A 17961-nucleotide genomic window follows, 5' to 3' on the forward strand; every position below is an offset into this window, starting at 1 on the left:
ATGGCAGCACACGGTTCATTTGCAGAGTCCGGCGCCGACCTCGAACTGGTCGGCATCCAGAAGCGGTTCCCGGGGTTCACCGCGATCGAGCACCTCGACCTCACCATCCCCGCGGGATCGTTCTTTGCCCTGCTCGGCCCGTCCGGCTGCGGCAAGACGACCACCCTGCGACTCGTCGCGGGGCTCGAAGACCCGACTGAGGGTCGGATCCTGATCGGCGGCACAGACGTGAGTGCGCTAAAGCCGCACAAGCGTCCGGTCAACACGGTGTTCCAGTCGTATGCGCTGTTCCCGCACATGACGATCCTGGAGAATGTCGCGTTCGGGCTGCGCCGCCGCAAGATCGGCGACGCGACCGCGAAGGCCCACGAGGCGCTCCGTCTCGTGGAGCTCGACCACATTGCGGACCGCAAGCCCGCGCAGCTCTCGGGCGGTCAGCAGCAGCGCGTGGCACTCGCCCGCGCAGTTGTGAACCGCCCCGCACTCCTGCTCCTCGACGAGCCGCTCGGCGCGCTCGACCTCAAGTTGCGTCGCCAGATGCAGCAGGAGCTGAAGCAGATTCAGCAGGAGGTGGGGCTCACCTTCCTCCACGTCACGCACGATCAGGAGGAGGCCATGACCATGGCTGACACCGTGGCCGTGATGAACAAGGGGCGGATCGAGCAGATGGGTGCGCCCGAGGAACTGTACGAGCTGCCGCGCACGGTGTTCGTTGCGAATTTCCTTGGCCAGTCGAACCTGTTCCACGTCGATGTGGTCGGCGGCACGGACCAGGTCGTGCACACGGATATGGACGGCACCCGCCTGTCCGTGCCGAAAGCACGCACGCAGCGCGACTCGGGCTCGATCACCATCGGGGTGCGACCCGAGAAGCTGTCGCTCACCATGACGCCGCCGGAGCCAGACGCATCGCGCAACGTGGTCGGCCCCGGCCGCATCACCGATGTGTCGTTCATCGGTGTGAGCACGCAGTACACCGTCGAGGTGCCGGGTGCCGGCCCGCTCCAGGTGTTTGCGCAGAACCTGCAAGCCGGCCCCGCTGCGCGCCTCGGCGACGAGGTGTGGCTGAGCTGGCTCACGGAGCACACCTTCGGGCTTGCCGATGACCGGCTCGACACGGGCGCGCTCACCACCGAGGATTCCACCCGGGCGATTGCCGCCCAGGCGGCGCTCGGGTAGCGAAGGGGGAGAGGCTATGGCTTTTACCGCCTTTTCGGGCAACACGCAGGCTGTCGAACAGGCTCCGCGCAAGCGGGGCTGGGTTGCGCTCCTGCTGCTTGCCCCCGGCATTGCCTACATGCTGTTGTTCTTTGTGGCGCCGTTCGTGCAGCTGGCGATCACGTCGCTGCAGGCGCCCGCTGACAGCGGAGGCATCGGCCAGTACGTGGCTGCGCTGCAGTTCTCGAACTACTGGGCCGCGCTCCAGGAGTACTGGCCGCACCTGCTGCGCTCCTTTATCTATGCGATCGTGGCGACGATCATTGGGCTCTGCATCAGCTACCCGGTGGCGTACCTCATCGGGGTGAAGGTGCGTTCGCGGCCCATGCTGCAGGGAATCCTGCTGATCCTGGTGGTCGCTCCGTTCTTCATCAGCTTCCTGCTGCGCACCCTCGCGTGGAAGTCGATCCTGCCGAGTGAGCTCGTCGGCACGCACTTCTCCGTGATCTTCGGTTTGGTCTACAACTTCATTCCGTTCATGGTGCTGCCGATGTTCTCCTCGCTGCAGGCGCTCGACCTGCGGCTCCTCGAAGCGGGATCGGATCTGTACGCCTCACCGGTGACGACGTTCCGGCGGGTCACCCTGCCGCTGTCGATGCCGGGCGTCGTATCGGGAACGCTGCTCAGCTTCATCCCGATGTCCGGTGACTACGTGAACGCATCCCGAGAGTTCCTCGGTGGCACGTCGACGACCATGATCGGCAACGTGATCGAGTCGAACTTCCTGCAAACACAGAACTATCCGATGGCGGCAACGCTGTCGATCATCCTGATGGTGGTGATTCTCGTGATTGTTGCGAGCTACGTGCGCAAGAGCGGGGCGGAGGATTTGCTGTGAAGGGCTTTACTCTCGGCAAGGCGTTCGTACCCGTCGTTGCCTCGATCGCGCTCATCTACTTGCTGATCCCGATCGTCCATGTGATCGTGTTCTCGTTCAACGATGCGGGGCGCAACAACATCCTGTGGCGTGGCTTCACGCTCGACAATTGGCAGAACCCGTGTGGCGCTCCGCAGGTGTGTACAGCGTTCGGCAACTCGATCCTCGTCGGCGTCGTCGCTACCGTGATCGCAACGGTGCTCGGCACGATGATCGCGCTCGCCCTCGTGCGGTACCGCTTCAAGTTCCGCTCGACGATCAGCCTGCTCCTGTTCACCCCGATGGCAACCCCTGAGGTGGTGCTCGGAGCCGGTCTCGCCGCGCAGTTCCTGCTCGCCGGTGTGGAGAAGGGCCTCGGCACGATCATCCTCGCGCACACGATGTTCTGCATCTCGTACGTGGTGGTGGCGGTGAAGGCGCGCGTTGCGAGCCTGAACCCGGCGATCGAAGAAGCAGGGCGAGATCTCTACGCGTCACCCGGCCAGGTGTTCTGGCGCATCACACTTCCAATGCTCATGCCGGGCATCATCGGTGCTGCGCTGCTCAGCTTCGCGCTGTCGTTCGATGACTTCATCATCACGAACTTCAACTCGGGCACGGCGACCACCTTCCCGAAGTTCATCTACGTGTCCGCGCTGAAGGGCGTGCCCGCGCAGGCGAACGTGCTCGCATCCATCGTGTTCTTCGGCGCGCTTGCGCTGGTGATCATTGTGCAGATGGTGAACATCAACAAGCAAAAGCGGTTGCAGCGCCAGTAGCGCTGTGATCTGCGATAACGCTGCACCCGGGGGGCCGAAGAATCTTCGGCCCCCCGGGTGTCCTTTTGCGTCAGGAGGCTCGCGGGTGGAGGATAAGTGCCGGCGGGACACGATCCCACTCCACCCCATGTCGCAGCGAGGCGCAGAGGCCCCGGTGCGACCCTTCTTTTTTGAGGAGAGCACATGACGAAGACGTTGATGCCTGCTGCCAAGCGCGGCGGGTCGCTCAAACGGAACCTCGGCCTGTGGGCAATCGTCGGCCTCGGCCTCGGCTACATGACGCCGACCGTGGTGTTTGACACCTTCGGCATGGTGGCTCGCGACACGAACAATGTTGTGCCGCTCGCATACCTCGTGGCACTCATCGTGATGGTGTTCACCGCGGTCAGCTACGGCAAGATGGCGGGAGCGATCCCGAGCGCAGGCTCCGCGTACACCTACGTCAAGGAGTCGATGCACCCGAACGTCGGCTTTATCGTCGGCTGGACGTCGCTCATCGACTACATGCTGCTGCCCATGGTGAACTGCCTCATCATCCGCAGCTACCTTGAGGCCGTGTTCCCCGGGATCCCCGGTTGGATCTGGGTGGTGCTCTACTGCATCCTCGTCACGGGGGTCATCTACCTCACGATGCGCGGCACCTCGAACGTCAACATGATTCTGCTCGTCTTCTCGATCATCGTCATGACGGTGTTCGTGGTGATGGTGTGGGCGCAGCTCGCGGGTGGCGAGGGCGTCGGCTCGGTCGCGTCGATGCAGCCGTTCATTCATGACGGGGTCACGATGGGTGCCGTGCTCATGGGCGCCACGATTGTCTGCTTCTCCTTCATCGGCTTCGACGCGGTGACCATGTACGTCGAGGAGGCGAAGAGCCCGAAGATTGTGCCCCGGGCCATCCTGCTCACCGTGGTGCTCGGCGGTGCGATCTTCCTCATCGCGGGCTACTTCACCCAGCTGCGCTTCCCTGACTGGGAGGTCTTCGCGCCGGGCGGCGACATGCAGTATGTCGAGGACTCGACCTTGCCGCTCATCGGCAACTTCGTTGGTGGCCCGGTGCTGCAGGCCGTGCTCACGGCGGCCGGCTTCGCCGCGACCCTCGCGTCGGGTCTCGCCTCGCACGCCTCGGTGTCGCGCATGCTGCTCGTGATGGGCCGCAACAACGTGCTCCCGAAGAAGTTCTTCGGCTACATCAACCCGAAGACGCACACCCCGACCTTCAACATCGTGCTGACCGGCCTCGTGTGCCTGCTCGCCATCGCGTTCACGCTCGAGATGATCGCCGCGTTCATCAACTACGGCGCGCTCATCGCATTCACATTCGTGAACCTCTCGGTGATCGCCTGGTTCGCGATTCGCCAGGGTCGCCGCAAGACCCCGGGTGACATCTTCAAGTTCATTGTGATGCCCGGCATCGGCACGGCGCTCACCGGCGTGCTGTGGGCGAACCTCCACGCTGACGCGCTCATCGGCGGTGTGATCTGGACCCTCATCGGACTGGCATACCTCGTGTTCCTCACGAAGGGCTTCAAGCGGAAGGTCGCCGGCTTCGACGAGAGCCAGCCCGTCACCGGCTACAACAAGGTGCCGGTCGACGAGCTCGACTAGTTCGCGTGCGAACGGCGGCGGCCCCCGCAGAGAGATCTGCGGGGGCCGCCGCCGTTTTGCCGTGCACGCGCTACGCGGGGAGCGGGATCTCGCCGGTAGGGGTGGCAGAACGCGCCGGGTCGGCCGCGGCCGCGCGAGCGAGGCGGTCCGCGCGTCGTCGCTCGGGATCGAAGAGCGGCAGCGTGATCCCGCACAGCGGTCCGATGAGCAGCGCGAACGCGACTGTCCCGAGGCCGACGTTGCCGCCGAGCAGCCAGCCGATCAGCAGCACGGTGAGCTCGACGCCCGTCCGGCCGATCCAGAGCGGGGTGCCAAAGCGAGCGTGGATGCCGGTCATGAGACCGTCGCGCGGGCCGGGGCCGAGGTGTGCGCCAATGTAGATGCCGCTCGCGACCGCGAGAAGGAGCAGGCCGATCGCGAAGAACGCGATGCGCGCCCACAAGGCCTCGGGAGCAGGGAGCAGCCAGAGGCCCAGGTCGATTCCCGGCCCGACGAGCAGGATGTTCAGGATGGTGCCGAGGCCGGGGCGCTGGCGGAGAGGGATCCAGAGGAGGAGCACGCAGAGCCCGATGATGTTCGTGAGGAGGCCGATGCTCAGTCCGGTGTGCAGCGCGACGCCCTGCCCAAAGACCGTCCACGAGTCGACTCCGACGGCCGCGCGAATCATGAACGCGTCGGCGATGCCGTAAAGGAGGAGTCCGGGGATGAGTCGTGAGAGTCGTGCAAGCATGTGGATCAGTCCACTTCATTTTGGCCTGGTGCTCAAGATGCCAATCTGCGTATAGTGGCCCCATGATTGCGCAGCGACTCTCCGCACGTCGGCTCTCCCAGCTGCTTGGGGAGTGGCGTGGCGCGGGCCACGGGTACGAGGAGCTGAGCGACAGCATCGGGTTGCTCGTGCGCGACGGCGCGATCCCCGCGGGCACCGCGCTTCCCGCCGAGCGGCCGCTCGCCGAGGCGCTGGGGGTGAGCCGCACGACGGTTGCCGCGGGCTACCGTCGTCTACGCGAGGGCGGCACCGCTCTGTCGCGCCGCGGATCCGGCACGGTCGTGCGAGCCCCGCGCCCTGAGGGTGGGCCCTCGCTGCAGGAGCCCGGGGGAGAGCTGCACGTCGATCTCTCGACCGCCTGCCCCGCCGGGTGGGAGGGGCTCCCAGCGCTGGGAGCGCGCGCCACCACCGAGTTCCCCGGGCTATTTGCGCAGCCGGGCTACGACACCGTCGGGCTGCCCGAGCTGCGGCAAGCGATCGCCGAGCGCTTCACCCGGCGCGGGCTCGCCACCTCGCCCGAGCAGATCATGGTGACGCTCGGCGCGCAGCACGCGATCTTCCTCGTCGCGCGCACGCTGCTTGCCCGTGGTGACCGCGCGCTCATCGAATCGCCGAGCTACCCGCACGCGCGCGAGGCGCTCGCCGCAACGGGTGCGCTTGTGGCCGAACTGCCCGTTGGTCGTCTCGACTACGATGCGGCCGCAATGCTCGACATCGCCGCGCGGGTGGCGCCGCGCCTCGCGTACCTGATCCCGGATCATCACAACCCGACGGGGCTCAGCATGCCGCGCGAGCTGCGCAGCCACCTGATCCATGCGCTCAGCGCCGCCGGCACGCACGTGATCGCTGACGAGACCACGGCAGAGCTCGTGCTCGGGGAGTCGCGCCTGGTCGAACCCTTCGCCGCGGCCGCCGAGCTGCCGCACCAGCGAGACGCCATCATCACGATTGGGTCCCTGGGGAAGACGGTGTGGGGCGGATTGCGGGTCGGGTGGATCCGGGCGACGCCCGAGTTGATTGCGCGGCTCGAGGCCGCCCGGCGCGTGAGTGACCTCGGCACGGGCGCGTGGGAGCAGGCAACGGCGGCCCTCGCGCTCGAACGCTACGACGAGATCCTCGCCGACCGCAGCCGCGAGCTCACCGCCAAGCACCGGGTGCTCTCCGAACAGATCGCGGCCCGCCTGCCGGGGTGGGCGGCAAGCCCCGCGGCGGGAGGCGTGTGCACTTGGGTGGATATCGGTGAGCAGCGCAGCACGGCGCTTAGCCGCGAGGCCGCACGCCGCGGCGTGCGGCTCACGCCCGGACCGCGCTTTGGGAGCCCGGGCGTCTTCGAGCGCTTCGTGCGGCTCCCGTTCACCGCGCCAGAAGCGGATCTCGTCACCGCCGTCAAGGTGCTGGCCGCCGCCCGCGGGGCGGCGCCAGCTGCGGCGCCCGTGCTGCACGAGAGCGACGCAGTGATCTGATCCCGCGCCGCGTGGGCCCGCCGCGGCATGTGTCCGCGGCGCCAGCGTGAGAAAGCGACGTCGGAGCAGGGGCGCAGGGCGGTAGACTCGAGGATCATGCTCGAACTTGATTTCAGCGCCCGCATCCGTTCGCTGCGCGCAACCTACGCAGACATCGCCGCCGTGCTCGACCTCGAAAAGCTGGATCGCGAGATCGTGGAGCTCGAGGAGCAGGCCGCGGCGCCGGATCTGTGGGACGACCCCGCCGCTGCGCAGCAGGTGACGAGCGGACTGTCGCACCGCCAGGCAACGGTGAAGCGACTGCGCGCCGTCGAATCCCGCCTCGACGACCTCGAGGTGCTCGTCGAGCTCGCCCTCGAAATGGAGGACGAGGAGTCGGGCGCCGAGGCAACCGCGGAACTCGCAGCGCTCGAGACGGTCATTCAGAACCTCGAGGTGCAGACCATGCTCTCGGGGGAGTACGACGAGCGGTCTGCGGTCGTCACGATTCGTTCGGGCGCCGGCGGCGACGACGCCACCGACTTTGCAGAGATGCTGCTGCGCATGTACCTGCGCTGGGCGGAGCACCGCGGATACAAGACGAAGATGCTCGACACCTCCTATGCGGAGGGCGCAGGAATCAAGTCGGCCACCTTCGAGGTGGATGCCCCGTACGCCTTCGGTACGCTCTCGGTCGAGGCCGGCACACACCGCCTCGCGCGCATCAGCCCGTTCGGCTCGGCCGACAAGCGCCAGACGAGCTTCGCCGGCGTCGAGGTGATCCCGCTGCTCGAGGAGGCGACGCAGGTCGAGATCCCCGAGAACGAGATTCGCGTGGACGTGTACCGCTCCTCGGGCCCCGGCGGACAGTCGGTGAACACGACGGACTCGGCGGTGCGCCTGACGCACATCCCGACCGGCATCGTCGTGTCGATGCAGAACGAGAAGTCGCAGATCCAGAACCGTGCCGCCGCGATGCGCGTGCTCCAGACCCGCCTGCTCCTCCTGCAGCGCGAGCAGGAGGCCGCCAAGAAGAAGGAGCTCGCCGGCAGCGTCACCGCCAGCTGGGGTGACCAGATCCGCTCCTACTTCCTGTACGGTCAGCAGCTCGTCAAGGACCTCCGCACGGGCCACGAGTCGTCGCAGCCCGACGCCGTGTTCGACGGGGATCTCGACGGGTTCATCGCGGCCGGTATCCGCTGGCGCTCGCTCAAGAAGGACTAGCTGCTCCGCGGATCAACCCGCGCTCGGCTGCGCTGTGCTGGTTGGGCGCCGCGAAACCGAGAGGTCCCCGCGTATCCCAGCGCGCCTGCAGCGGGCGCGCGCGCTGGGGGCGTAGGGTCGAATCGTCATGATCCTCTTTGAGAACGTCACCAAGAAGTACCGGGGCACCGCGAAACCAGCGCTCGACGGTATCGACCTGCAGGTCGACCGTGGCGAGTTCGTGTTTATCGTGGGCGCGTCCGGTTCCGGCAAGTCAAGCTGCCTGCGCCTCATCCTGCGCGAGGACCAGCCCAGCGCGGGCAAGATCCACGTGCTGGGGCAGGACCTCAGCAAGATCTCCTCGCGAAAGGTGCCGTATTTCCGGCGCAACCTGGGCACGGTGTTCCAGGACTTCCGCCTGCTCACGAACAAGACCGTGTACGACAATGTGGCGTTCTCGCTGCAGGTGATCGGCAAGTCGCGCGGCTTCATCCAGGAGGCCGTCCCCGACACACTCGAGATGGTCGGTCTCGCGAATAAGGCGAAGCGCTACCCGCACGAGCTCTCGGGCGGTGAGCAGCAGCGTGTCGCGATCGCGCGCGCCATCGTGAACAAGCCGGCGATCCTCCTCGCCGATGAGCCGACGGGCAACCTCGACCCGGCGACGAGTCTCGGCATCATGCAGCTGCTCCGCGCGATCAACGCAGCGGGCACCACCGTCGTCATGGCGACGCACGAGGCCACGTTCGTGGACATCATGCAGCAGCGCGTGGTCGAGCTCTCGCAGGGTGTTATTGTGCGCGACGAGGTGGGCGGCGGTTACGGCGAGACCGCATCGATCCCGGTCGCTGACCTTTCTGCGGCCGGCGTGCAGGTGCTGCGCACCACCGAGGCTGTGGTGCGCGCGGCGCTCGCACCCGAGGAGATCGCGCGCGCTGCCGCTGTCGCCACCGCGGGCGCAGCGGCGCTCGCCCACGGGGGAGCTGGTACGGAACCCGCAGCTTCGGATCAGGGCTCACCCTCGAACGCAGTCTCCGCGCCTGAGGCCACCCCCGAGGCCGCTCCTGTTCCCGACGAGTCTGCGCGTGCAGCAGAGGCTGCTGACTCGGCGCTTCGCGATCCCGATCGAGAGACCGTTGCGGCCGAGCCTGCCGAGCCGGTTGACCCCGAGACGCTTCCCGCGGTTCCCGTCATTGCGGAGCCGCAGGCGCCGCAGGCACCCGAACCGCGTGGCCCCGAAGCCTCGGTGTTCGAGGAGCCGCAGCCGTTCGGGCCGGAAGACGATGAGATCGACGGCACCGACTTCGACCAGACAGTGCGCGCCGATGGTGGCCCGCAGGCGAAGCGGATTCCCGCGTTCCTGGATCCGGGGCGTCCGCTCGACCCCATTGAAATGTCCGAGACCGGCAACCTCGCCGCGCACCTCGGGCTCGACCGTAACGATGACGATCAGACAGATGTGGGGCCGGTTCGATGAGAGTGGGGCTCGTGCTCGGCGAGGTCTGGAATGGCCTGCGCCGCAACATGTCCGTGGTCATCTCGGTGATCCTCGTGACGTTTGTGTCGCTCACCTTCGTGGGCGCCGCGATCATCATGCAGCTGCAGGTGCAGCAGATGAAGACGTTCTGGTACGACCGTGCGCAGGTGGCCGTCTACCTCTGCACGGACGCTGATCAGAGCGCTACCTGCTCAGGCGCGGACGCGGGCGAGGAGGAGATCGCCGCGGTCGAAGCCGCGCTGAAGTCTGACACGCTCGCGCCCTATGTTGACGACTACTTCTTCGTGACGCACGAGCAGGCGTTCGAGGAGTTCAAGAAGCAGTTCGAGGGCAACCCGATCGTCGACATTACGAAGCCCGAGCAGCTGAACCAGACCTTCTGGGTGAAGCTCACTGATCCCTCGCGCTCCGACATCATCACCGAGACCTTCACCGGGATTCCCGGGGTGCAGAGCGTGTCCGATCAGCGCAGCTTGCTCGATCGGATCTTCCTCTTCCTCGGGGTGGCGAGCTACACCGCCATCGCGATTGCTGGACTGATGCTCGTCGCGGCGATGCTGCTGATCTCGACCACGATCCGCTTGTCCGCATACTCGCGGCGTCGGGAGATTGGGATCATGCGTCTCGTTGGCGCGTCGAACCGCTTCATTCAAACCCCGTTCATCCTTGAAGGCATCATTGCGGCATTGATTGGTGCGGTGCTCGCGAGCGCCGCGTCCGTGGCGATCGTGAAGTTCTTCGTGCAGGGCTTCCTCGTGAAGGAAGTGCCGTTTACGAGCTACATCACGGTTGAGCAGTCGCTCATCGTGCCGCCGATCTTGATCCTGGTGGGCGTGGTGCTCTCTGCGATCGCCGCGAAGATCGCGATCACGCGCTACCTCCGCGTCTAGCGCGGGGCGAAGCACCAGCGCGAACAGCCGCGCGGGGCGTGGGGTGCGCTGCATCCCGCGCTCCGCTAGGCTGGATCCTTGCGCGCGCCCGGCGCGCACCACCCGAGAGAGGATGTGACCGTGCCCAAGGAGACCGGCGAGAAGCTGATTGCTTCCAACAAGAAGGCCCGGCACGAGTACCACATTCTCGACACCTACGAGGCGGGGATGGTGCTCACCGGCAGCGAGGTGAAGTCGCTGCGCATGGGGCGCGCGTCGCTCGTCGATGGTTACGTGTTCATCGAGCGGGGCGAGGCGTGGCTCGACGCCGCGTACATTCCCGAGTACCTGAACGGTTCGTGGACGAATCACGCGCCGCGCCGCAAGCGGAAGCTGCTGCTGCACCGGCAGCAGATCGACAAGCTGTACCAGAAGACCCGGGAGGGCGGCATGACGATCGTGCCGCTGCGCCTATATTTCCTGGATGGCCGCGCAAAGGTTGAGATCGCGCTCGCAAAGGGCAAGAAGGAATACGACAAGCGACAGACGCTCCGCGAGCGCCAGGACACTCGCGAGGCTGAGCGCGCCATGCGCCAGCGCAACCAGATGGGTGACTAGCGTCGTGCGGCGCGCTGTGGCAAACCCGGGTCAGCGGATGACGCGGCCCGAGCCCGGCGCGGCGGCTGAGCCTGCCACGCGCGTGCGCAAGGCTCCGGGGGAGCGGCGCGAAGAGATCCTCGAGGAGGCGTCGCGCATCGCGCTCGCAGAGGGGCTTGAGCGCATCACCCTGCGCGAGGTTGCGGCGGGGCTTGGCGTGCGCCCGGGGCTGATCGGCCACTACTTCCCGGTGGTCGGGGAGCTCGTGGGTGAGGCATTCGCTCGTGCGGTCTCGCGCGAGCGGGATCGGCTGTTCGTTGCCTCAGGGGCGCCGCGCGCGCGTCTTGCTGAATTCGTGGCGCGCGTGGAGAGTGTCGAGGCTCGCGCGCTCGGCAGGCTGTGGCTGAATGCGCGCCACCTCGCACGATTCCAGCCCGCGCTCGCGGAAGCCATTGCCCAGCAGGAGGGCCTCGACGAGGATCGGCTGACCGCGCTCATTGAGGCTGGAAACGCGGCGGGCGAGTTCGCCGCTGCGGATCCGCGGGCCGCGTGTATTCGGATCTGGATGGCCGTCGACGGTTTGGGGGCGTACGCGAACAGCCCTGCGGTGCTTGAGGAGCCCGCGTACGGCGGGTTTGTCGCCGATGTGTGCGGCTGGACGCTGGGGCTCCGTTCGCCACTGTGAATTGTGAGCTGCGAGCTTCGCGGAGAGCGGACGTGGGCAGTGAGCGTTCTTGGGTGCGCGGTGCTAGAATGAGTGTTCCGGCGCACGCGTCGGGTGATAATTCCAGAGTGTGATGTGAACACCCCAAATGTGCACCGGGTTCGGTGTCACAGGGGGCCGATCGGTTTCGACACGTCGATTTGAGACTGTGAGAAGCGGGTCGAGGACGCGAAGTTATCTCGTTAACGCCCTTCGCAATCAATAGGTGCAACTTCTAAGCGCACCGACTTCGCTCTCGCTGCCTAAGCACGAGACCGAGTCCGTCAGGCCGGGTACGCCTTCGCCCCGGTTTCCTGGCGTCATCTAGAGGGCTTGCTCGCACGCTGCGTCTCAGGGCGTGTGGGGACTTTTTCTGAGGCTGGGCCTGTCGCACTAGGTGTTCGTGACAAAGGGCGAGGCCGAGTAGAACGCTTGCACGAACTACACCCGTAGAAGGCATGGAATCATCGAAGTGGACCGGGGTTCAATTCCCCGCGGCTCCACCAGTGCTCACATCACACCTTGGAATTACACAACGCCCCCGGATCGCAGATCCGGGGGCGTTGTGCTGTTTGCGGGCAACGCTGTGCTCTCCGCGTGGTGTTGTGTGCGCGGCGCGTTACGCCGCCTCAGCGATCCGCAGCACCTCGTCGATGAACAGCTGCCACCCCTCCAGCGTTGCGGCCTTCTGCTCATGCGGAAAGTCGGGGGTCTCTTGCGTCAGGTGGATGGACGCGCCGCCATCCGCGGGCATGATGCCGACCGCAACCGGAACCTGGAGCGCGTCGGGCCCCGGCTGGTCGGTGAGTGTGAAGGTGAAACGGTGCGGCGGGGCGACCTCGACGAAGCTGCCGGCCCAGTCGATGGTGTTGCCATCGGGCAGGATCATCGTGGCGGTCCACGTGCCGCCCTCGATGGCGTCAAAGTCCAGGCGGTCGGCCGGTACCTCGACATCCGGGCCACCAAACCAACGCGCAAAGGCAGCGGCCTCGCTGAACGCCGCGAACACGGCCTCCGGCTGCGCGGTGGTGGTGCGGTCGATCTCGATGCCTGCGGCGGTGACTCCGGTCATGGGGTGCTCCGATCGTCGGGGTGAGGGCGAGAGCCCGGTGATGTGAGCATAGCGCGGGCCACCGACGTCCCCCGCCTCTCTGTTCCCCTGTCCCTCGAATCGGGGTCACTTCGGCAGGGTGTCGGGTGTGCGGGACTCGCGACACCCTGCCGAAGTGACCCCGAATCGGTGGGGTGGGGAGCGGACGGGGTGGGGAGGAGTAAATCGAGCGACGTTCGGTTTGCTCAACCGAGCGGCGTTCGATTATGGTGGGGATACCCCGACGATTGGACCCGCAATGGCGCGACCGCACACCCCGCTGCTCAGCGAAGCCCGCATTCTTGACGCGGTGCGTCGCCTGAGTGCTGACGGCGACTTCACGCTCGCTCAGCTCGCCCGCGAGCTCGACGTGCGCGTCTCCTCGATCTACCACCACGTGCCCTCAAAGGGTGCGATTGTGCACCTGCTGCGCCGCGACTGGATTCAGCGCTTGCGCGAAGAACTCGGCGACAGCTTGGGGCGCGAACGGCTTTCGCTCATCGTGCGCTCGTACGCGGTCTTTGCTGCCGAAATCCCGGCGCTCGTGCCCTACCTGATCACCGAGCCCTTCCAGGACGATGAGCTCACCTGGCTCTACGAGGATCTCGCGGCCACGCTGCACAGCCTCGGCATCCCGGACGACCGGGTGTTGCCGCTCATCGGCACGATCGACGCGATCGTCATCGGGGCGGCGTTTGACCTCCTCGCCCCGCCCTTCCAGGCGGGCGAAGTTTCGGCGACGGCGCACCCTCGACTGAGTGCCGCGCTCGCCACGCTGCCCGAAGACGTCGACCGGCGCGCCCACCTGCTCTCCACGCTCGACGACCTGCTCGCGGGGCTGCTCAGAGATGCGCCGCCGACGTCCGATCCCACGCTCTGAGTAGCCCGCGCACCGTTGCGCCTCACATACCTACACCCCACGGCTCCACCCCAACGAAGAGGAAGGCCCCTCATGTCCCGAACCCACACCAGCGTGGCGCGCGCCGGCGCACCCGCGATGGGTGCGCTCATCACCACCTGGGTGTTTGCGCTCCTGCCCGCAAACCTCGTGCCCTCGATCGTCGAGAAGCTTGTCTACCAGCTCGACGTCTCCGTGACGACCGCGGGAGCGGTGGCGACCGGGATGACCCTGGCGAATGCGGTCGCAGTGCTCTCTTCCCGCCGTGCCGTGCAGCGCGGCAACCGCGTGATCATCGCGCGAGTTGGCCTGGCAATCATGATTCTCGCCTTTGCCTCAGGCGCCATCTGGCCCGTTGCTGGTGTCAGCATGGCCGCGCTCATCGCTGGCGGCGTGGGGTCGGGACTCGTGATCTCGGCCGCGACGGCGGCGGTGTCGGCAACGCCGGATCCCGATCGAGCGACCACCATTGTGATGACCGTGAACCGCTTCGTTGTCGCAGTGGCCTTCCTCACGATCCCGCTCGTGGGCGGCGGCGTGCGCGAGCTCTTCCTAATTCTCGCGATCCCCGGCATCCTCGGCTTCATCGGTGCGCAGTGGCTGCCCCGCCTGCCGGAGGAGACCGCGGTGGTGTCGGTCGTGGGAACGGTCGCCTCAGCGGCGTCCGCCGGCGACGCGGCACCGCCCGCCCCCGCCGCTGTACGCGCGGCAAAGGCCGCAATCACGCCGGCCGAGCAGCGCACCCGTCGCATCGGGTGGCTGCTGGCGCTCGGCTTTGGTGCCTGGTCGATCACCGACGACGGGGTGTATGGCCTCGTCGGCGTGATCGTCGGCGAGAGCGAAATGCAGGTCTCCGACAGCTTCGTTCCCATGATTTTCTCGCTGTCCGTGTTCTGCGGTCTGGGCGGTGCGCTCATCGCGCCGTTCCTGCACCGCTGGTTCGGTCGCACCGCGACCCTCGCCGGCCTGCTCTCGGTGAGCGCGCTCGCGAAGCTCGGGCTGATCGTGCTGGCCACCCCGGTGATGTATGCGACCTCGAGCGCGGTGTGGGGCTTCGTGTTTGGGGCGATGCTGCCGCTCGTGTTCGGCCTTGCCGCGTCGCTCTCGCGTGATGGCGGCGTCAGCGTGCTCGTGAACGGGGTGTACGTGGTGGGTGTGGCACTCGGCCCTCTCGTCGCGACCCAGCTCTTCGACCGCTTCGGCACCGGCGTGCTCGCCACCGTGATGACGATCCTTGCCGCCGCGACCGGCGCGCTGATCGTCTACGCGTCGAGCTTTGCTGAACGCGGGCGTCGGGGTAATCCGGACGAGCCGCGCGAGAGCCAGACCCCCGCTGCCGACGCAGCACGGACCACCCCCGCCGCTCCCGCGGCCGACTCGATTGGAGCAGGCGCATGACCGAGCGCATCCTCATCACGAACGCGACCGCCTTCCTCGGTGGCGCCCCGGTTTCGGGCCGCGGCGTGCTCATTTCCGACGGCGTGATTGCTGCAATTGGGGAGAGCACGGCAATTGCGGCGCTGCCCGAAGCCGCCGATGCCACGGGCATCGACGCTGCGGGTGGGCTGCTCCACGCGAGCTTCGCCGACGCGCACGTGCACACCGTGTTCGGGGGAGTGGAACTCGGCAGGCTGGAGCTCAGCGACAGCGCGAGCGGCGAGGAAACGCTCACGCGCATCGCCGAGTACGCTGCAGCGCACGACGGTGACTGGGTGCTCGGCGGCGGCTGGAGCATGGCGCACTTCCCGGGCGGCGCACCCACGCGTGAGGCGCTCGACGCGGCATGCCCTGACCTCCCGGTGTTTCTCATCAACGCCGATCATCACGGGGCCTGGGCGAACTCGCGCGCGTTTGAGATCGCCGGGATCGACGCGAATACGCCGGACCCGGCAGATGGGCGCTTCGAGCGCCACGCAGATGGGACGCCGAGTGGCACGATGCACGAGGGGGCGCAGGAGCTCTTCTCCCATGTGCTGCCGCCCACCACAATCGACGAGTGCCGCGCCGGCCTCCTCCGCGGTCAAGCGGTGCTGCACGGGTACGGTGTGACGGCGTGGCAGGAGGCGATCCTAGGGGAGTACGCGGGATACCCCGACGTCACGGCGGCCTACACCGCTGAGATGGCGGCCGGAATCGACGCTGATGTCTCGGGGGCGCTGTGGGTGACGCGCTCCCTCTCAGATCCCGATTCGCCCATCGACGCCGATGCAGTCGTCGCCGATTTTGAGCGCCGCCGGGCCGCTGCCGCCGCGCACGGCTTCCGCGCCGACACCGCGAAGATCATGGTCGACGGTGTCGCCGAGAACCTCACCGCGGCGATGAACGAGCCGTATGTGGGCGGCTGCGACTGCGCCGGCGGCACGGTGGATCGTGGGCTCGCGTACTTCAGCGCCGAGGACCTGCAGGCGCTCGTGCCGAAGCTGAATGCGCGGGGTTTTCACGCCCACTTCCACGCGATTGGGGATCGGGCCGCTCGCTACGCACTCGACGCCGTCGCTGCGGTGCCTGAACGGGATCGAGCGGGTGTGCGCAACCACATCGCGCACCTGCAGGTCGTCGACCCGGTGGATATTCCGCGCTTCGCGGAGCTCGGCGTCACCGCGAACTGTCAGGCGCTGTGGGCCGTGCTTGAGGAGCAGATGGTGGAACTCACCCTCCCGATTCTCGGCGAGGAGCGTGCCGGCTGGCAGTATCCCTTCGGCTCGCTGCTGCGCAGTGGCGCCGAGCTCGCGTTCGGTTCGGACTGGTCGGTGTCGACCCCCGATCCGTGGCAGGCGCTTCACGTTGCGGTGAACCGGCGCGCACCGGGAGAGGCAGACAGTGAGCCGTTGCTTCCCGCGGAGGCGCTTCCGCTCGCCGTGGCGCTCGACGGGTACACGCGGGGCTCGCACGAGCTGCTCGGCACCCCGGGTGCGGGTCGGTTTGAGGTCGGCGCGTTCGCGGATCTCGCACTCGCAGATCGGGATCCCTTCGCGGCGCCCGAGAGTGAGATCTGGCGTACCCGCAACGTGCTGACGCTGCGCCGCGGACGCGTGGTCGCTGACCGCCGCGACTCCTGACCCGCCGCCCCTGCCCCGATTGAAGGGGTTAGGGGCGGGGATGCTCGATGCCGAAGAGCGCGTGGGCTGCGGCCTGCGCCTCATCAGCACGCCCGGCCCGCGCGAGCGCGCGCAAGCGGGTCGTGGGTTCGTGGAGCAGCCTGCCCGTGAAACGCCGGAGCGCGGCCTCCACCTCCGCGGCAACAGCGTCCGTGTTGCCGTCAGCGTCGGGCGCCTCGCCAGCGGGGGAGCCCTTGCGCGCGCGGCACAGCTCGTCCTCGAGCAGGCCGAGCACGTGCCCGCGCAGCGTGCTCACGGTGGGGGCGATGGCGCGCTCGGCCTGATCGGTCGCGAACTCTGCAGCGGCGGCCCGCACGAGCGACCGCGCCTCGGCCTCCGCGCTCAGCTCGGGGATCGGGATGTGGCGCGCGACCGTATCGAGGTCGAGCAGTTCGATGCCGGGCAGCGCGCCAACGTCGGGGGCGATGTTGCGCGGCATCCCGAGGTCGAGAAGCAGGCGCTCCTGCGCGGTCGGGTGCGCGAAGTCCGCCGCCCCCAGCAGGGGATCCTGCGCCGCGCTGCACGCCACCACCAGATCGGCGGCGGCGAGCGCCTGCCCGACTCCGTGCGGCGCGACGGCGGTGAGCCCGTGCGACTCGGCGAACGCTTCGGCGCGGCCGGACGGTGAGTGCACGCTGATGCGCCGGGCGCCGCGATCGCGCAGGGCGGCGACGGTCGCGCCGGCGTACGCGCCGGTGCCAACGAGGACAACTTCCGCGTCCTCCCACGCGGCGATGCGGCGCTCCGCGAGAACGAGCGCCAGGCGCACGAGCGACTGGCCGGCCTCGCGCACCCCCGTGCGCTCGCGCACCGCGCGGGACGTGCGGGTCGCCGTTTGGAACACCCGCTCGAGGCGGTCGGTCACGGTCTGCGCCGAGCGCGCTGCGGTGTGCGCGCGGCGCACCTGACCCGCGATCTCCTCCTCGCCGAGTGCTGCGGACTCGAGCCCGCTCGCCACCGCGAAGAGATGCTCGGCCGCCGCCACATCGCTGGCAACGCGGGCGGCCGCGGTGAGCTCGTCCTCGGGCAGCTCCGCGATCTGCGCCAGTCGGGCGAGCGCCGCCGCGGGGAACTCTGGGGTGTCGCGCCCCGCGTCGAGGTACAGCTCGAAGCGATTGCAAGTGGCGAGCACAACGGAGCCCGCGCAGAACTCAGCAAACTCGGAGGTGATCTCCGCTTCGCGTCGCGCAACCGCCTCGCGGAGGGGGAGCGCGGAGCCTCGGTGGTCCAGAGAAAGGGCGAGCAGCATGGGCGGCTTCCTGATCGAAGTACAGTGGTCCGGTGGGGCCGGAAAGCATCGTAGCTGACACATCTGATCTTTCACATCAGATGTGTG

16 protein-coding genes and 1 other RNA gene are annotated in these 17961 nt (G+C 67.6%); 14 read left to right on the top strand and 3 right to left on the bottom strand.

Annotation, left to right across the window (positions count from 1 at the left end):
* The 4 genes from D3226_RS04345 (at window position 1) to D3226_RS04360 (ending at window position 4458) form a co-directional block, all read left to right on the top strand.
* A complete protein-coding gene (locus tag D3226_RS04345) occupies window positions 1-1179 on the top strand; it encodes an ABC transporter ATP-binding protein (RefSeq protein WP_202381138.1) in 1179 nt (392 codons plus the stop codon).
* A gap of 16 nt (window positions 1180-1195) precedes the next feature.
* Window positions 1196-2056 (top strand): ABC transporter permease, encoded by an 861-nt coding sequence (locus D3226_RS04350; protein WP_202381139.1) that lies wholly within the window; start codon window positions 1196-1198, stop codon window positions 2054-2056.
* Entirely contained in the window at window positions 2053-2853 is an 801-nt protein-coding gene (locus tag D3226_RS04355) for an ABC transporter permease (protein ID WP_125099505.1), read from the top strand. The genes D3226_RS04350 and D3226_RS04355 overlap by 4 nt, the downstream gene beginning before the upstream one ends.
* 183 nt (window positions 2854-3036) lie before the next feature.
* Window positions 3037-4458, top strand: a complete 1422-nt coding sequence (locus tag D3226_RS04360) for an APC family permease (protein WP_202381140.1) — start codon at window positions 3037-3039, stop codon at window positions 4456-4458.
* 70 nt (window positions 4459-4528) lie between these two features.
* Here D3226_RS04360 and yczE read toward each other — a convergent pair whose 3' ends face one another.
* Complete coding sequence (gene yczE / locus D3226_RS04365) at window positions 4529-5188, bottom strand: membrane protein YczE (RefSeq protein WP_202381141.1); 660 nt, start codon at window positions 5186-5188, stop codon at window positions 4529-4531.
* Between the two features lie 62 nt (window positions 5189-5250).
* Here yczE and yczR point away from each other — a divergent pair, with 62 nt between their 5' ends.
* From yczR to ssrA, 7 genes are all read left to right on the top strand, one after another.
* Window positions 5251-6690 carry a MocR-like transcription factor YczR gene (gene yczR / locus D3226_RS04370; protein ID WP_202381142.1) on the top strand — a complete coding sequence of 480 codons (1440 nt, stop codon included), beginning with the start codon at window positions 5251-5253 and terminating at the stop codon, window positions 6688-6690.
* A gap of 96 nt (window positions 6691-6786) precedes the next feature.
* Complete coding sequence (gene prfB, locus D3226_RS04375; protein WP_202381143.1) at window positions 6787-7893, top strand: peptide chain release factor 2; 1107 nt, start codon at window positions 6787-6789, stop codon at window positions 7891-7893.
* Window positions 7894-8020: 127 nt separating this feature from the next.
* A complete protein-coding gene (gene ftsE, locus D3226_RS04380; protein ID WP_202381144.1) occupies window positions 8021-9349 on the top strand; it encodes a cell division ATP-binding protein FtsE in 1329 nt (442 codons plus the stop codon).
* Complete coding sequence (gene ftsX / locus D3226_RS04385) at window positions 9346-10260, top strand: permease-like cell division protein FtsX (RefSeq protein ID WP_202381145.1); 915 nt, start codon at window positions 9346-9348, stop codon at window positions 10258-10260. The genes ftsE and ftsX overlap by 4 nt, the downstream gene beginning before the upstream one ends.
* A gap of 120 nt (window positions 10261-10380) precedes the next feature.
* Window positions 10381-10857, top strand: coding sequence for an SsrA-binding protein SmpB (smpB, locus tag D3226_RS04390; RefSeq protein ID WP_125099511.1), 477 nt, complete (start codon window positions 10381-10383; stop codon window positions 10855-10857).
* Window positions 10858-10873: 16 nt separating this feature from the next.
* Entirely contained in the window at window positions 10874-11521 is a 648-nt protein-coding gene (locus tag D3226_RS04395; RefSeq protein ID WP_337248894.1) for a TetR-type transcription factor C-terminal domain-containing protein, read from the top strand.
* 152 nt (window positions 11522-11673) lie between these two features.
* Window positions 11674-12045: a transfer-messenger RNA gene (gene ssrA / locus D3226_RS04400) on the top strand.
* Between the two features lie 113 nt (window positions 12046-12158).
* Here the strand turns inward: ssrA and D3226_RS04405 are convergent.
* The gene (locus tag D3226_RS04405) at window positions 12159-12611 is read right to left on the bottom strand and encodes an SRPBCC family protein (protein WP_202381146.1); all 453 of its coding nucleotides are present in this window, start codon (window positions 12609-12611) and stop codon (window positions 12159-12161) included.
* Window positions 12612-12888: 277 nt separating this feature from the next.
* On the opposite strand from D3226_RS04405, the gene D3226_RS04410 reads away from it, so the two are divergent.
* From D3226_RS04410 to D3226_RS04420, 3 genes are all read left to right on the top strand, one after another.
* A complete protein-coding gene (locus D3226_RS04410; protein WP_202381147.1) occupies window positions 12889-13509 on the top strand; it encodes a TetR/AcrR family transcriptional regulator in 621 nt (206 codons plus the stop codon).
* Window positions 13510-13581: 72 nt separating this feature from the next.
* Window positions 13582-14925: an MFS transporter gene (locus D3226_RS04415; protein ID WP_202381148.1), complete on the top strand. Its 1344-nt coding sequence runs from the start codon at window positions 13582-13584 to the stop codon at window positions 14923-14925.
* Window positions 14922-16586 carry an amidohydrolase gene (locus tag D3226_RS04420; protein WP_202381149.1) on the top strand — a complete coding sequence of 555 codons (1665 nt, stop codon included), beginning with the start codon at window positions 14922-14924 and terminating at the stop codon, window positions 16584-16586. Before D3226_RS04415 ends, D3226_RS04420 begins: the two co-directional genes overlap by 4 nt.
* A gap of 28 nt (window positions 16587-16614) precedes the next feature.
* Here the strand turns inward: D3226_RS04420 and D3226_RS04425 are convergent, their stop codons facing one another.
* Window positions 16615-17874, bottom strand: coding sequence for a glutamyl-tRNA reductase (locus D3226_RS04425; protein ID WP_202381150.1), 1260 nt, complete (start codon window positions 17872-17874; stop codon window positions 16615-16617).
* Between the last annotated feature and the right edge of the window lie 87 nt (window positions 17875-17961).

The sequence above is a fragment of the Leucobacter chromiireducens subsp. chromiireducens genome (assembly GCF_016758255.1).
Lineage (GTDB): Bacteria > Actinomycetota > Actinomycetes > Actinomycetales > Microbacteriaceae > Leucobacter > Leucobacter chromiireducens.

What these genes read in the sequence shown, in the direction of transcription:
- D3226_RS04425 (WP_202381150.1), bottom strand. Translation starts at nt 17,874, where the DNA reads ATGCTGCTCGCCCTTTCTCTGGACCACCGAGGCTCCGCGCTCCCCCTC.
- ftsE (WP_202381144.1), top strand. Translation starts at nt 8,021, where the DNA reads ATGATCCTCTTTGAGAACGTCACCAAGAAGTACCGGGGCACCGCGAAA.
- D3226_RS04345 (WP_202381138.1), top strand. Translation starts at nt 1, where the DNA reads ATGGCAGCACACGGTTCATTTGCAGAGTCCGGCGCCGACCTCGAACTG.
- D3226_RS04420 (WP_202381149.1), top strand. Translation starts at nt 14,922, where the DNA reads ATGACCGAGCGCATCCTCATCACGAACGCGACCGCCTTCCTCGGTGGC.
- yczE (WP_202381141.1), bottom strand. Translation starts at nt 5,188, where the DNA reads ATGCTTGCACGACTCTCACGACTCATCCCCGGACTCCTCCTTTACGGC.
- D3226_RS04405 (WP_202381146.1), bottom strand. Translation starts at nt 12,611, where the DNA reads ATGACCGGAGTCACCGCCGCAGGCATCGAGATCGACCGCACCACCACC.
- D3226_RS04360 (WP_202381140.1), top strand. Translation starts at nt 3,037, where the DNA reads ATGACGAAGACGTTGATGCCTGCTGCCAAGCGCGGCGGGTCGCTCAAA.
- D3226_RS04415 (WP_202381148.1), top strand. Translation starts at nt 13,582, where the DNA reads ATGTCCCGAACCCACACCAGCGTGGCGCGCGCCGGCGCACCCGCGATG.
- ftsX (WP_202381145.1), top strand. Translation starts at nt 9,346, where the DNA reads ATGAGAGTGGGGCTCGTGCTCGGCGAGGTCTGGAATGGCCTGCGCCGC.
- D3226_RS04350 (WP_202381139.1), top strand. Translation starts at nt 1,196, where the DNA reads ATGGCTTTTACCGCCTTTTCGGGCAACACGCAGGCTGTCGAACAGGCT.
- yczR (WP_202381142.1), top strand. Translation starts at nt 5,251, where the DNA reads ATGATTGCGCAGCGACTCTCCGCACGTCGGCTCTCCCAGCTGCTTGGG.
- D3226_RS04410 (WP_202381147.1), top strand. Translation starts at nt 12,889, where the DNA reads ATGGCGCGACCGCACACCCCGCTGCTCAGCGAAGCCCGCATTCTTGAC.
- prfB (WP_202381143.1), top strand. Translation starts at nt 6,787, where the DNA reads ATGCTCGAACTTGATTTCAGCGCCCGCATCCGTTCGCTGCGCGCAACC.